Consider the following 13,242-nt stretch of genomic DNA (forward strand, 5'->3'; position numbering starts at 1 on the left):
ACTAACCCGTGTTAGCTAGCCCGGACCCCCCATGTGCTAAACCCTTCGACAGCTTGGCGGAAGTTCCGTCGGGCATTGTTTAAGGCACCGAGCATGACACAGAAAACTGTCGAAGCCGACAAAACGGCCACCTCAATTCCCGCGCCCCTTCTCGAAGTTTTTAACGAACCGATTGCATCGACGGTTAAAAACAATTCCGAAGCCATCGCCAATAGCATGCAGGTCGTTCCTGCAAAGGTTGGGGAATTTGTCGCAGGCCGGATCAAGGCCAATGTGCAGCTTTACCAGACGTGTCAGGAATGTACGGATTGGTCGGACCTGATGGATGCGCAGCAAACCTGGCTAAAAGACACCAATGCCGCATTCGCCGATCAGACCAATACCATCATCGCCATGACCCAGTCCCTTTTTGGCCAGATCGAGGCCCCGAAAGGCAAACCGGAAACAAAAGCTTCCGGTAAAGCGCACAAATAATATCTGACAACATTGACGACCTTCAATGTCGCAGATATCGGAACACATCACGAAAAAGGGCGGAATTTTGCGCGATGCAGAATCTCCGCCCCTTCATGTCGGGATATTGAATATTTCCGCCTGAAAAGCATTTGCCGAAAACCGTTACGCCCGACTAAGCGGGATGCCGTACCGAATTGCCACCTTTGATGATTGCTTTGATCAGATCATGAACGGCCTGATGATGGTCGTCCACTTCCACCCCGGGTTCGCCGGTGACATGCCCATTTGCTGCATCTTCAAGAATACCGATAATATCCTTGTCCGTCATAAGGCCCATATCTCCTAGACAAAGCAAGAGAGACTCACAAATCGAAAGGGCAGCAGCACCTTGAACTTTGTATTTATCATCCATGTTATTTATCCTCTAAATAATCTTGAAATTATCGCATCTATGTTGCGAAATATGACTAAAAAATTTACCATCATGTTTCACAACTAGCGTAAACACAGATCAGGATTTTGAAAATATTGGCATAATAATTTTTATTATTTTGTCATGAAAGAAAAATACATGATTTCGTCTACAAAATTTGTTGTTAAAAAGCTGAAATCTTTCATAGATCTGACAGATAATGAAATTTCTACATTTTCTTCGATGCCCAGCAGATTGATCACACTTTCCGCCGGGCGCGAAATTGTTCACGAAGGACAGCGGGCGCACAATGCCTTTATCCTTCTTGATGGCTGGGTCGCGTCTTACAAACTGCTGCCCGATGGCACGCGCCAGATCATCGATTTTCAAATTCCTGGCGACTTCCTCGGCTTGCGCAGCCTGTTGCTGCGGACCTCGGATCACAGCTTCGAAGCGATAACCGAAATCACAATCGCCGAAGTATCAGCCCAGAACATAAAATCCACCTTCGCGAAATCCCCCCGTCTTGCAAGTGCCATTCTCTGGGCGGCGTCGCGCGATGAGGCGATGGTTGTCGAACATCTGGTAAATATCGGCCGCCGGTCTGCGATTGTGCGCACGGCCCACTTCCTGCTGGAACTGGGAATCAGATTAAATCTGATCGGGGTCGGCACCAAAAACAGCTATCCCTGCCCACTGTCGCAATATCTGCTGGCCGATGCATTGGGACTAAGCGCCATACATATCAATCGTGTTCTGCGCCAATTGCGCGAACAAAACCTGATGACTTTCCAAAAGGGGATCGTGCATTTCGACAATCTTGAAAAGCTGATCGAACTTGCCGATTTTCAGGTCGGATACCTTGATCAGGACGAGCCCATCATCCGGAATGATACCGGCCATACCGGGCATTGATCGCCCCCGTACAATCAAAACACCTTGCCCGCCATCCACGCATCGACATCCTTTGTCGCCTGCTCTTCGGAAAGGCTGGCGCGAACTTTGATCATATTGCAAAGCTGCCCCTTGGTCTTGATCGTCGAAAGATCATAATGCGTCAGGAATTTCCAATGCTTCTGCGCATCCCTGAGGTAACCCTTCTTGCGGGTTACGACTTCGGCTGTTTCGCCACCCTGGAAACCAAACATTCCTGTTCTCCTGTTTATGGTGTTTTTGAATTTCAAAATGAAATGAACGGGCTGCAAAAGGCATCGATGGCCTCAGCGCATGACCGTCGCAAAAGGTGATTTCACGGATGCACCCCGCCCTGCGCGGCGTATTTCGCTCAGCAGGTTCAATTCCTGTTCGGAAATATCGGCATTAATAAGAGCCAGTTCTTCTTCTGCGATCTCGTCCATCACCAGCGCAAGATCAAGCTCTTCAAGACTGACCTGGATTGAAACCCGCGCATTCGCAGACCCCAGCGCCCCGTTGATATGCAAAAGCGACAAGACCGGCTGATAGGTGACAAAATGATCACCCTCCGCCAGTTCTTCATATGTCTCCACACAATATGTACCGGCTGGCAAACTTTGTGCTCGGCCTGTCAAATTGAACGGATTCTTGAAACGATAAACATTGCTGATCGTACGGACACTCATGGAAGCCTCCTGTGTATTCAGGTGAAATCCTGCTATTGCGTCATAGCCCATTTTGAAAAAACCACCCCGACGAAACGCCGGGATGGCTGATGTCAATCAGGGGGGAGAGAGGACACCAAAGTTCAATTCAAAGCTTTGCTTGCCGCATCGAGCGACTTGACGCATTCAGTATCGTTATTGGCTTTCTTTGCCGTCTCGGCTGCCTGATAATGCTTCAATGCCGCGTCTTTTTTCGGACCGGAAGGCGCCTGTTCGCAGGCAGCCTTGACAGTTTTCATTTTGTCGGCAGTGAACTGCCCTGAACTCTGTTGTTCTTTCATAACCATTGACCTTAAGTCATGGGTCCGCCGGGGCAACATAGAGGAACTTGCCTTTAAGATCGGGGGTCCGATTGTGGGCGACAAGAATTGCCCCGGTCAAAACCATATTTGAATAACTGAACATTCAGTATTCATGATTACTTTTAGTCGAAAAAGCACCTCGGCCAACTAACCTGCGTTTGTTTTCGTCATATTTTTAGTACTTCCCTAGGCAAAGCATATGCGCATCGCGTGTAAACTATACTCCCCCAATCACAACTATCATCACAAGTACGACTGAACTGGGGTAATAGCCCCACCTTCGACTGAACGACCAGATCGGCACGGTTGCGACGAAAATTGGCCCCAGCACAATCAACATCAGAAATGTAAGTGACATGGCATCCTCCCAATCTTGGATTGACCGAAAGATATCTTGACGGGAGAACATTTTCCGCAATTGCATCCGCAGACAACAGCAAAGACACCACGGGAACAAGCAGATCTCCGAAAACTTTAAATGACCGCCCGAAAAAATGAAAAAGTTATACTGTCATGATCCCATTGAAAATAAAAATTCGCACTAACTTGAGTTTATCTTTCAAGTAAAAATAATAAAAAATATTACGATAAACAAAAATAATAAAATCACTTAATATATGACTTAACCATCAATAGAAAATCAGAAATTAAATGACCATAATATCAAATATACATTACGGGATTAACAAAGATAAGTCAGAACAACCTCTTGAAGGATGCCCGTTCAGCACACCCGTTCCTTTGCCATACAGGGAACCGGATGAAGGCCACCCTGCGCGTTCACGAAATGATTTTCGCCTGACTGCGCAAAGGAGCCCGGCATTCAGCCGGATAAAATCCTGGCCAGGCCTTCGCACATGGAGTCTTCCGATATGACCACGACCAGAATAACCCAGAAAACCTATGAATTTCTGTATCCCTTCAATCTCGCGGGTTTCGATCTCAGCTTCCCACCGGGCTATTACAACGTTGAAACGGAAGAAGAAATTCTCGAAGGACTGTCTTTTGTCGGCTTCAAACGCATTTCAACCACGATGTATATGATCCGCAAGCCCGGCACCGTTATCGAGCCAAAAACCTTCAACATCGATCCACGCGATTTTGATATCGCCGTCCTTCGGGATCGCCACCAATGCAGTGAACATCAGGACACCCGATCAGGGAAAACAACGATGTCCAAAGTGGATCGACAGGCCATCGAAAGAAGCGAGAACGAAGGCATGTCCGTATCTCCCCGGGCACCGTTTTGAAATTCGATTCCCGGGGCCCCGACATTTGCAGCAAAACACCGCCCGATGGACCGGGCGGTGTTTTACGTCGCGTGGGGCAAGTTTCTAATTGTAGTGCATTGATAATCAACTGGTGGCGGATGCCCGGCCACCCGATGGCCGCGCCGGACGCACAAGGAACGTTCCCGCCACCACACAGCCCAGTGTGACGATCAGTTCCGGGCGCAATGTTTCCCCCAGAAGCAACGTACCACCCGCCAGGCTGGTCAGGGCCATGACATAGCCGATCTGGCTCAGGAAGACCGGGCCCGCGACGCGCTGCAATTCGAAATGGCAGATATACATCATGCTGGCGACCGCCATCTGAACCCCGATGATCAGCCACGCCATGCCATTGCCGAAATCGGGCACATGCAACTGATCGCGGCCAACTTCAAACACAAGGCACAGGATCGCACTGGCCATCATCATCCCCGATGCCAGTGTCAGGGGCGACGCCCCCGTGGGCCATGCCACCGTCCGATAGACATTGCCAATTGCCAGACTGACCGGGATCAGGGCCGCCACCAGCAGATAAACCAGAATGGTGCTATCGGGCGCACTGATCTGCGGCACATACAAAAACAGCACGCCGCAAAAGCCAACCATCAACCCCATCAGGCGCTTGAACTGCGCGGTTTCAATCCCGATCCCCATCGAAATCAGATAGGTCATCAAGGGCGGCAATGCGGTAAAGACCCCGGCCATCGATGCCCCGATATACGGCACCATGAAATAGCCAAGCCCCATCGGAAAGGCGAGACTGACCAGGCCGGCCACAAAATAATAACGGATATAGGTCGCCCGCATTGGCGGCAAGCCGCCCCGGCCAATCGACAATAGTCCCAGAACCAGTCCGGCCCCAAGACATTGCCAGAACAGATAGGATAATGCCGGGATACCCTCCTGCGCACCGACTTTGGCAAGCAGGATGGAACTACCGCCCATCGTTCCGGAACCAATCAGCAATAAAACAGGTTTGAGCCAGGTGGCGCTCATGATCTTGATCCTTCCTCCGGCCGGCGCAGATTTTTGGGGCGCGCGGGCAATTTCAATTTTGGTGAAACTAACACAACATTACCAGTCGATCTTGCCGGTATTTGATCGTAGTTTATTTCCAATACGGAAATTATAGGGTTATTTGACCGGAATTTGGGGATCAGGAATGGACCGTCTGCGCGCACTGGAATGTTTTCGTAAAATCGCCGAACGCGGCACATTTGCCGCCGCCGCCCGCGAACTCAACATGACGCCGGGCTCTATGACCAAGCATATCAACGCGCTTGAAGACCAGCTTGGCGTGCAGTTGATCGCGCGCACCACGCGCCGCATGAGCCTGACCGAAGCGGGCGAAACCTATCTTGGCCGGATTACCGGCATCCTTGATGAAATGGCCGATGCCGATGAAACAGTGCGTGATCTTAACGAAGGTCCGCGCGGGCGGGTGCGCATCGCCGCCCCGATGTCGTTTGGCATCCGGCAACTGTCCCCGATGATTGCCAAAATGATCGATGCCTATCCCGAACTGACCATCGAACTTGAACTCAATGACAAGGTCGTCGATCTGATTGACGAAGGGTTCGATATTGCGCTCCGGGTCAGTGAATCGCTGCCCAATTCAAGCCTTATTGCCCGGCGATTATGCGGCTATTCCAGAGTCTTGTGCGCAAGCCCCGCCTATATTGCCAAATCTCCCCCACTGACCAGGCCAGAGGATCTGTTGAACCACAACTGCTTTGTTTACACCAACGACAGTCGTCCGGGTTTCTGGACCTTCTCCGATGGTGAACATGAACGCAGCATTCAGGTCAAAGGCCGCTTTTATGTCAACAGCAGCCTTGCGAAGCGTGACGCCCTGCTGCAAGGTTGCGGGATCACGCTGACACCCCGTCTGGTTGTCGAGGATTTGCTGCAAGATGGCAGGCTTGTCAGTCTTCTGGATGATTTCGCCCCGCGCGAACTGGGACTTTTCGCTTTATGTGCACCGCAACGTCATAAACTGCGTAAGATCAGAACCGTGATTGATTTCATGGTCCGAAAATTACGCGCAAATAATGATCAGAGCATTCGATGACATCGCCCAAAACCATCTCGACACACCTTCTGGCATCACTGCCCGTCCTTGGTGCCCTGACCATTGCCAATATTGCACATGCCCAACAGGATACCGCCAAGGGCCCGCAATCGATGCGCACCCCCGATGACAAATGGGGTGTGTCGCTGTCGATTGAAAACGATCTGTTCACCAGGAACAATCAGGACCAGCATTACACCAACGGTGTCCGGCTTGCGTTCGTTTCCCCCGAAGACACCGCGCCCGAACCGGTGCTGAGTGCGGCCAAGGCTGTGCCGTTTTTCGCCTCGAACGGCCGCATCCGCACCAGCTACGCCATCGGGCAAAGCATGTATACGCCAAACGATATCACCATTGCCGAAAACCAGCCCAATGACCGCCCGTGGGCTGGTTTGCTTTATGGCAGTGTCGGGCTTCTGTCCGATACCGGATTGCAGCGTGAAGGCGACAGCGACTATTCGCGGATCGACACGCTTGAACTGACCCTTGGCGTGGTCGGCCCCGCATCCTTTGCCGACAACACCCAGAAAGTCGTTCACAAAATGATCGACAGCCCCGACCCCCAAGGCTGGGACAACCAGATCAAAAACGAACCGATCGTCAACCTTGCCTATGAACGCAAATACCGAAGCTGGTTCGAAGGCGACGTTCTTGGCCTTGAATATGACGCCACCCCGCATGCCGGTTTCATGCTGGGTAACGCTTACACCAATGCCGAACTTGGCACCATGTTCCGGCTGGGCTTTGACCTGCCGGCCGATTACGGCCCGCCGCGCATCCGCCCAAGCCTTCCGGGATCGGACTTCTTCGCCCCCGACACCGAAGGCTTCCCCGTCAGCGGCTATCTGTTCGCCGGGGCTGCGGGTCGCTGGGTGCTGCGCGACATCACCCTTGATGGCAACACCTTCAAGGACAGCAATTCCATCGACAAGGAACCGCTGGTCGGCGATCTGCAAATCGGTTTCGCCATCATCGTCGGACAGGCCCGCTTCACCTACACCCACGTCTATCGTACGGCCGAATTCGAAGGCCAGGACAAGGGTGATCAGTTCGGATCACTGTCCATGTCCGTCCGTTTCTGACACTTAAATCGTATAATATTTTATACGAACCTACCAAACCTCACCGATAAAGTATTGCTTTTGATACTTTATCGGTGACAAGTATCGTTTATTTTACTAAAATCAGCCATCAACAGCACAGTATAAAAGAAATTTTATAATGGCTCGATTGCGATACGGGATTGTGACATTCAAGGGCAACCGTGCGGGCATCCTGCGCGAAGAACCCGGTAATGCGACGTCATTTGAATATGATCCGGGATTTGATCACGATATTGCGTGCTGCCTGCCCGCCTCGCAACGCACACATTTCCATCCAAATGGCCTGCACCCGTTCTTTTCGCATCTCGGCCCCGAAGGCTGGCTTCGCGAACGCCAAAGCGCCTTTGAAGATTTGGACACCAACGACGATTTTGGAATTCTGCTTGCATTTGCGGGCGATTGCATCGGTGCGGTCGGCATTATCGACCCCGAAGCAAAACAGGATCGCAGGTTAAAAACATCGAACCTGCCCGCGATGGATCAGGCGGCAAATACGGAACGCACCATCAGCGGTGTTCAGGCAAAGATACTCTGCAATGAAACAGATGGCGGAAAGCTGCATCCAGCAAAACAGGATGAACTGGCACCGATCATTGCAAAATTCTCCTCTGAAAACCTGCCCGATCTTGTCGCCAACGAAGCTGGCACGATGGACCTATGCAAAACGCTTCTTCCCAAAGGCGAAGTCGCCCACACATGGCGAACCTTCGTCACCGGCATTCCCGATGCAGCTCTTGCGGTCCGGCGCTTTGATCGACAGGGTGCTGCCATGCAAACCAAACTGCGCTGCGAAGATTTTGCGCAAGTCCTTGGCGTCCCGCCGGGCCGGGATCACCGTGGAAAATACAATGCATCCTATGGCGATATCGGTCGGGCTCTCTCGTTTTCCAGCGCCCCGCTGATTGATGCAAGACGCGCTTTCATAAGGCTCGCGGTTTATGTGCTTCTGGGCAATGTCGATTGCCACCTCAAAAACTGGAGCCTCCTGGAAACGCCAAATGGCCTCAGATTATCCCCCGCTTACGATGTTCTGAACGGATATATCTATGGCGCTCAGGGATACACCACCCGCTTTGGCTTGCTTGTCAATGAACAACGCCTGCAATGGGAAAACTATGACCGGGACCTCCTGCTTCGGATCGCCCCGGAATTTGGCCTGCCACTAAAGGCCGCCGAATCAGCCTTAAAACAGCTTTATCGCAAAAAAGAACCCCTGTTTAGAAACCTGAAAGACAGGGTTCTGCTGTCCGAAGAAAAATCGTTCCGTTACGTCAACGCCGTCAAGGAAGCATGGGAAAGAATCTATGACTGAAAAGCTCCCGTCCCTTCAGGAACTCGGACGTCGCGTGCAGGAAGCCCGCAAACGGGAAAACCTGTCGCAGGTCGCCTTGGCCGAGCTGATCGGAATAAGCCACGTTACGATTGTCCGCCTTGAGAAAGGCGAAGGCAATCTGCGACTGGAAAACGCGTGGAAGGCGCTGTCGGCCCTTGGCCTCGTCGATACCTCGTCTTCCGATAACACCTGATCCGATTGCCGACATTACCGCACAAAAAACGGGGCCGCTTTGGCCCCGTTTTGCATTCATCTGACAGGTCGGGCGCTCTTAAAGCCCGGGGATCAGTTTGCCCGGATTCATTAGTCCTTTGGGGTCAATGGCGCCTTTGATCGCGCGCATCAGGGCAATCGTATCGGGGCCATGTTCGGCTTCCATGAAATCAAGCTTGCCATAACCAATGCCATGTTCGCCGGTGCATGTCCCGCCCAGTTTAAGCGCACGTTCGACCATGCGATCATGCAGGCGCTTGGCTTCGGCCATCTGTGCCGGATCTTCGGGATCCAGCAGGATCAGGGTATGGAAATTGCCATCACCCACATGGCCGACAATCGTGCAGGTCAGCGGGCTGGCATCGCAATCGGCCCGCGTTTCGCGGATCGCCTCGGCCAGTTTTGAAATCGGCACGCAGACATCGGTCGGCATCCCGGCCTTGCCCGGTTCAAGCTGAAGCGACGCATAATAGGCCTTGTGGCGTGCCGCCCACAATTTGTTGCGGTCTTCCTGACGGGTCGCCCACTGGAATGCCTCCGCCCCGAATTCCTCGGCCACCGACTGCACAAACTCCGCCTGTTCCTTCACACCGGCTTCGGTGCCATGGAATTCGAAGAACAGGGTCGGGGCTTCTTTATGGTCGGTCTTGGAATAATTGTTGATCGCCCGGATTTGCATTTCATCAAGGAACTCGATGCGCGCCACCGGAATACCGGCCTGAATGGTCAGGATCACGGTATCGACCGCTGCATCGACACTTGGAAATGCACAGACCGCAGCCGACATCGCTTCGGGGATGCCATACAGCTTCAATGCGATTTCGGTAATCACGCCAAGTGTCCCTTCCGACCCGACAAACAGGCGCGTCAGGTCATAACCCGCCGATGATTTGCGTGCCCGGTTGGCGGTCTTGATGATCTTGCCATCCGGTGTGACGACGGTCAGGTTCAGAACATTGTCGCGCATGGTGCCATAACGCACCGCATTGGTACCCGATGCGCGCGTTGCCGTCATCCCGCCGATGGAGGCATTTGCCCCCGGATCAATCGGGAAAAACAGACCTGTATCGCGCAGATGATCATTAAGCTGTTCGCGCGTCACCCCGGCCTGAACCCGGCAATCAAGGTCCTCGTTATTGACCTCAAGGATTGCATCCATCCGCGAAAGATCGATGCAAATCCCGCCGCGCAGTGCTGCCACATGCCCCTCAAGCGACGATCCGGTGCCAAACGGCACGATCGGCACATTATGTTCGGCGCAAAGTGTCACGACCTTCGCGACTTCCTCGGTCGAGGTGGCAAACACCACCGCATCGGGTGGGGATGCCGCGTGCCAGCTTTCATCCTTGCCATGCTGTTCGAGAACGGCGGCGGCAGTCGACAGGCGATCGCCCAGCATATCGCGCAGTGATGCGATCAGGCTTTCGGGGGTTTCAATGCGGTCATATTGGCGATGGGACATGACGTTCCTCTTGGTCTTTGGTGGCAGCCTGCCGGGATCACACAGTATCAGGCGGTATCAAACGGGGCGCAGGGCCGGCAGATCAAAAATTTGGCCCCCAGCCTAATCCGATACATCCCAAATTGGTATTACCTTTTGCCGCGAAATGCAAAAAACCGCCCGTGACGTTACGGGCGGTTTTGCAAATCCTGTCACGACGTCCGGCTGTCTCAGACGCCAAGTGCATCCTTGACCGCAGCCAGTCCGTCGCCGCCATCCTTGGTGGTGACCCCCTCAAGCCACGCATCAAGAACCGACGGGTCTTCTTTCAGAAGCTTGGTCGCGGCATCATTGGGTGCCATGCCGTCATTGATGATCATCCCCATCATGGTGTTTTCCATATCAAGGGTGAAGCTGACATTATCCAGAAGCTTGCCGACATTCGGGCAGGCCTTGGCAAAGTCATCGCGCACCAGCGTATAGACATCCGCCCCGCCGTAATTGGGGCCGAAATAGTCATCCCCGCCTTCAAGATAGGTCAGATCAAACTGGTTGTTCATCGGATGCGGTGCCCATGCCAGGAACACAATCCAGTCCTTGCCGCGCTCAAGGCGCTTGGCCTGTGCCAGCATCGCCTGTTCGCTGCTCTCGACAAGTTCCCAGCCCTCAAGACCGAAATCACCGGAATCGATCATTTTCTGGATCAACTGGTTGGCCGGTGCGCCCGGCTCGATCCCGTAAATCTTGTGATCAAATTCATCGCCATGTGCGCCCAGATCGGCAAAGCTTTTGATCCCCGCCGCGGCAACATATTCCGGCACGGCAAGCGTGAATTTCGCCCCCTTCAGGTTCACGCCAAGATTTTCAATGCCGCCCTTTTCATTGGCCGCATCAACAAATTTCTGCTGGGCCGGCATCCAGTTGCCCTGAAACACGTCAACTTCCCCGGCACCGAGCATTTCAAAGGTCACCGGCACGGAAATGGTCTCAACCTTCTGCTGATAACCCAATGCCTCAAGTACCACACCGGTCAGTGCGTTGGTGGATGTGATGTCGGTCCATTGCGGGTCGGAAAACACCACGGTATCGCAGGCGGCGTCTGCGGCACTTGCCGGCGTTGTCTGGCCAAACCCGGCCAGTGCAACACCGATCGCCATCATCCCCAAAAGTCCTGTTTTTTTCATTTTTTGCCTCCTTCTGATTGGTTAATTGCTGTTCCGGCCGTTGTTCATTCCCCTGCCCCCGGAACCGTCAGACGCGCATCAAGTTCAACATCATCAAGATCAAGATGATTGCGCATATACATGGTCGAACTATCGCGTTTCGGCTGATGATCCCACGGTGTAACCCGCCCTTGTGTCAGGGCTTCATAAACCAGCTTGCGGCGTTTCTGGCTGTGAATGACGCGTTCGCGAAACGCGTCCAGATCCCAGTTTTCCACAAGTTCGGCACGAAACGCATCGCGGATTTCGCCGTGTGCCGGATCATTGATCAGGTCGTGCACTTCATCGGGATCGCTTTCAAGATCATAAAGCATATCGGGATCAATCCCCGATGCGATGTATTTATAGGCCCCCCGCCGGATCATGATAATCGGGGACAACGCCCCCTCGCCGCAATATTCGCCAATCACCTCGTCATGGCCGCCCGTACCCTGCATGTGCGGCACCAGACTTCGGCCATCAATCGGCCCGGCCAGGGTCCCCGCCGCATCATCCCCGGCAAGCTCGCGCAATGTCGGCAGGATATCGATCAGTGATACCGATTGCGAAACGCGTTTCTGCCCCTTTGCCCCCGGAAAGGCAAAGAACATCGGCACCCGGGCGCTGGGCTCAAACCACGACATTTTGTACCACATGCCGCGTTCGCCCAGCATGTCACCGTGATCACCGCTAAACACGATCAGGGTGTTGTCGTCCATGCCCGTCTCGCGTAGGGTCTGCATCAGCGACCCGACCAGACTGTCGACATAACTGATCGAGGCATAATAGGCACGGCGCGCCTGAAGGATTTCGTCATCGGTAACCGGCTGTTCATCAAGATTATAGACATGACGCAAACGCCGTGAATGCGGATCAAGTTCCGCATCATCGATTTTAACCCGCACCGGATCGATTTCCACCCCGTCATAAAGGTCCCAGAATTCCGGGCGCGCATTATACGGGTCATGCGGATGGGTAAACGATACCGTCAGGAAAAACGGACGGTCATCGTGCTTTTTCTGGCGCGCCACGTCATAAAGGTAACGCTTCGCCTCGAACGCGGTTTCATCATCGAAATCAAGCTGGTTGGAACGGTAAACCGGCCCTGCCTGTGTGACCGATCCCATATTGTGATACCAGCTTGGCCGGTCCTCGAAATTGTCCCAGTCGCAATACCATCCGTAATCTGCCGGATAGATATCCGATGTCAGGCGATCCTCGTAACCGTGCAGCTGATCGGCACCGCAAAAATGCATCTTGCCCGAAAGGGCGGTGCGATATCCGGCGCGGCGCAGGTAATGCGCCACCGTCGGAATATCGGATGGCAGGTCGGATGCGTTGTCATAGGCCTCGATCCGGCCGGGCAACTGCCCGGTCATCAGGCAAAAGCGCGACGGCGCGCAAAGCGGGCTGTTGGTATAGGCGGAATCAAAAACCACCGCATTTTCGCACAGCGCATCGATGTTCGGCGTTTTGACCACCTCATGACCATAAACCGGCAAACACCGCGCAGCCAACTGGTCGGCCATGACAAACAGAATATTCATCGGTCTCAAAGCATTCGGCACCGCCCACCCCCTTTTGATATTCACCAACATGATGTCTTTCGCAAACCGGCCGGATGCGAAAACAACTGGAAACCATATGTTTCATGTTTATCCGGGGGTTGTGAAGGCCGCTTGCATCGATCATTGGTATCAATATAATTCATGTCATGAAATTTCATCACATCCCGTCGCCGCATGCCCTGATCGCGTTCGAAGCCGCCGCCCGCTGCGCAAGCTTCACCGCGGCTGCG

17 protein-coding genes are annotated in these 13,242 nt (G+C 53.3%); 7 read left to right on the forward strand and 10 right to left on the reverse strand.

Translation table 11 applies throughout. From position 1 onward, the window contains the following. Nucleotides 1-93 precede the first annotated feature (93 nt). Nucleotides 94-474, forward strand: coding sequence for a hypothetical protein (locus TH5_RS22830; RefSeq protein WP_114123813.1), 381 nt, complete (start codon nucleotides 94-96; stop codon nucleotides 472-474). Nucleotides 475-628: 154 nt separating this feature from the next. On the opposite strand, the gene TH5_RS22835 is transcribed toward TH5_RS22830, so the two are convergent. Beyond that, nucleotides 629-868, reverse strand: coding sequence for a hypothetical protein (locus TH5_RS22835; protein ID WP_114123814.1), 240 nt, complete (start codon nucleotides 866-868; stop codon nucleotides 629-631). A 255-nt stretch (nucleotides 869-1,123) separates the two neighbouring features. Between TH5_RS22835 and TH5_RS22840 the strand changes: the two genes are divergently transcribed. After that, the gene (locus TH5_RS22840; protein WP_244205013.1) at nucleotides 1,124-1,783 is read left to right on the forward strand and encodes a Crp/Fnr family transcriptional regulator; all 660 of its coding nucleotides are present in this window, start codon (nucleotides 1,124-1,126) and stop codon (nucleotides 1,781-1,783) included. A 14-nt stretch (nucleotides 1,784-1,797) separates the two neighbouring features. Here TH5_RS22840 and TH5_RS22845 read toward each other — a convergent pair whose 3' ends face one another. The 4 genes from TH5_RS22845 to TH5_RS26165 all read right to left on the reverse strand — a co-directional run bounded on the left by TH5_RS22845 (nucleotide 1,798) and on the right by TH5_RS26165 (nucleotide 3,234). Next, complete coding sequence (locus tag TH5_RS22845) at nucleotides 1,798-2,016, reverse strand: hypothetical protein (protein ID WP_114123815.1); 219 nt, start codon at nucleotides 2,014-2,016, stop codon at nucleotides 1,798-1,800. Between the two features lie 72 nt (nucleotides 2,017-2,088). Beyond that, nucleotides 2,089-2,469 (reverse strand): hypothetical protein, encoded by a 381-nt coding sequence (locus tag TH5_RS22850; protein ID WP_114123816.1) that lies wholly within the window; start codon nucleotides 2,467-2,469, stop codon nucleotides 2,089-2,091. Between the two features lie 122 nt (nucleotides 2,470-2,591). Beyond that, nucleotides 2,592-2,789 (reverse strand): hypothetical protein, encoded by a 198-nt coding sequence (locus TH5_RS22855; RefSeq protein WP_114123829.1) that lies wholly within the window; start codon nucleotides 2,787-2,789, stop codon nucleotides 2,592-2,594. Between the two features lie 238 nt (nucleotides 2,790-3,027). Continuing rightward, nucleotides 3,028-3,234, reverse strand: a complete 207-nt coding sequence (locus TH5_RS26165; protein WP_114123817.1) for a DUF3309 family protein — start codon at nucleotides 3,232-3,234, stop codon at nucleotides 3,028-3,030. Nucleotides 3,235-3,682: 448 nt separating this feature from the next. Between TH5_RS26165 and TH5_RS22865 the strand changes: the two genes are divergently transcribed. Then, the gene (locus TH5_RS22865) at nucleotides 3,683-4,060 is read left to right on the forward strand and encodes a hypothetical protein (RefSeq protein WP_147250172.1); all 378 of its coding nucleotides are present in this window, start codon (nucleotides 3,683-3,685) and stop codon (nucleotides 4,058-4,060) included. Nucleotides 4,061-4,165: 105 nt separating this feature from the next. Here TH5_RS22865 and TH5_RS22870 read toward each other — a convergent pair whose 3' ends face one another. After that, the gene (locus TH5_RS22870; RefSeq protein WP_114123819.1) at nucleotides 4,166-5,077 is read right to left on the reverse strand and encodes a DMT family transporter; all 912 of its coding nucleotides are present in this window, start codon (nucleotides 5,075-5,077) and stop codon (nucleotides 4,166-4,168) included. A 166-nt stretch (nucleotides 5,078-5,243) separates the two neighbouring features. Between TH5_RS22870 and TH5_RS22875 the strand changes: the two genes are divergently transcribed. From TH5_RS22875 to TH5_RS22890, 4 genes are all read left to right on the forward strand, one after another. Continuing rightward, nucleotides 5,244-6,152, forward strand: coding sequence for a LysR family transcriptional regulator (locus TH5_RS22875; protein ID WP_114123820.1), 909 nt, complete (start codon nucleotides 5,244-5,246; stop codon nucleotides 6,150-6,152). Continuing rightward, nucleotides 6,149-7,234 carry a lipid A deacylase LpxR family protein gene (locus tag TH5_RS22880; RefSeq protein ID WP_114123821.1) on the forward strand — a complete coding sequence of 362 codons (1,086 nt, stop codon included), beginning with the start codon at nucleotides 6,149-6,151 and terminating at the stop codon, nucleotides 7,232-7,234. Before TH5_RS22875 ends, TH5_RS22880 begins: the two co-directional genes overlap by 4 nt. Before the next feature lie 139 nt (nucleotides 7,235-7,373). Then, nucleotides 7,374-8,567 (forward strand): type II toxin-antitoxin system HipA family toxin, encoded by a 1,194-nt coding sequence (locus TH5_RS22885; RefSeq protein WP_114123822.1) that lies wholly within the window; start codon nucleotides 7,374-7,376, stop codon nucleotides 8,565-8,567. Beyond that, the gene (locus TH5_RS22890; protein ID WP_007089695.1) at nucleotides 8,560-8,781 is read left to right on the forward strand and encodes a helix-turn-helix transcriptional regulator; all 222 of its coding nucleotides are present in this window, start codon (nucleotides 8,560-8,562) and stop codon (nucleotides 8,779-8,781) included. The genes TH5_RS22885 and TH5_RS22890 overlap by 8 nt, the downstream gene beginning before the upstream one ends. 78 nt (nucleotides 8,782-8,859) lie before the next feature. Here the strand turns inward: TH5_RS22890 and TH5_RS22895 are convergent, their stop codons facing one another. The 4 genes from TH5_RS22895 to TH5_RS25940 all read right to left on the reverse strand — a co-directional run. Then, nucleotides 8,860-10,263: an FAD-binding oxidoreductase gene (locus TH5_RS22895; RefSeq protein WP_114123823.1), complete on the reverse strand. Its 1,404-nt coding sequence runs from the start codon at nucleotides 10,261-10,263 to the stop codon at nucleotides 8,860-8,862. 209 nt (nucleotides 10,264-10,472) lie between these two features. Then, a complete protein-coding gene (gene choX / locus TH5_RS22900; RefSeq protein WP_208638523.1) occupies nucleotides 10,473-11,426 on the reverse strand; it encodes a choline ABC transporter substrate-binding protein in 954 nt (317 codons plus the stop codon). Between the two features lie 44 nt (nucleotides 11,427-11,470). Then, the gene (gene betC, locus TH5_RS22905; protein WP_244205014.1) at nucleotides 11,471-13,012 is read right to left on the reverse strand and encodes a choline-sulfatase; all 1,542 of its coding nucleotides are present in this window, start codon (nucleotides 13,010-13,012) and stop codon (nucleotides 11,471-11,473) included. 20 nt (nucleotides 13,013-13,032) lie between these two features. After that, nucleotides 13,033-13,242, reverse strand: a 210-nt coding sequence (locus tag TH5_RS25940) for a hypothetical protein (protein WP_208638524.1), incomplete at its 5' end; no start/stop codon positions are given.

This window comes from Thalassospira xianhensis MCCC 1A02616 (assembly GCF_003326475.1).
Classification (GTDB): domain Bacteria; phylum Pseudomonadota; class Alphaproteobacteria; order Rhodospirillales; family Thalassospiraceae; genus Thalassospira; species Thalassospira xianhensis.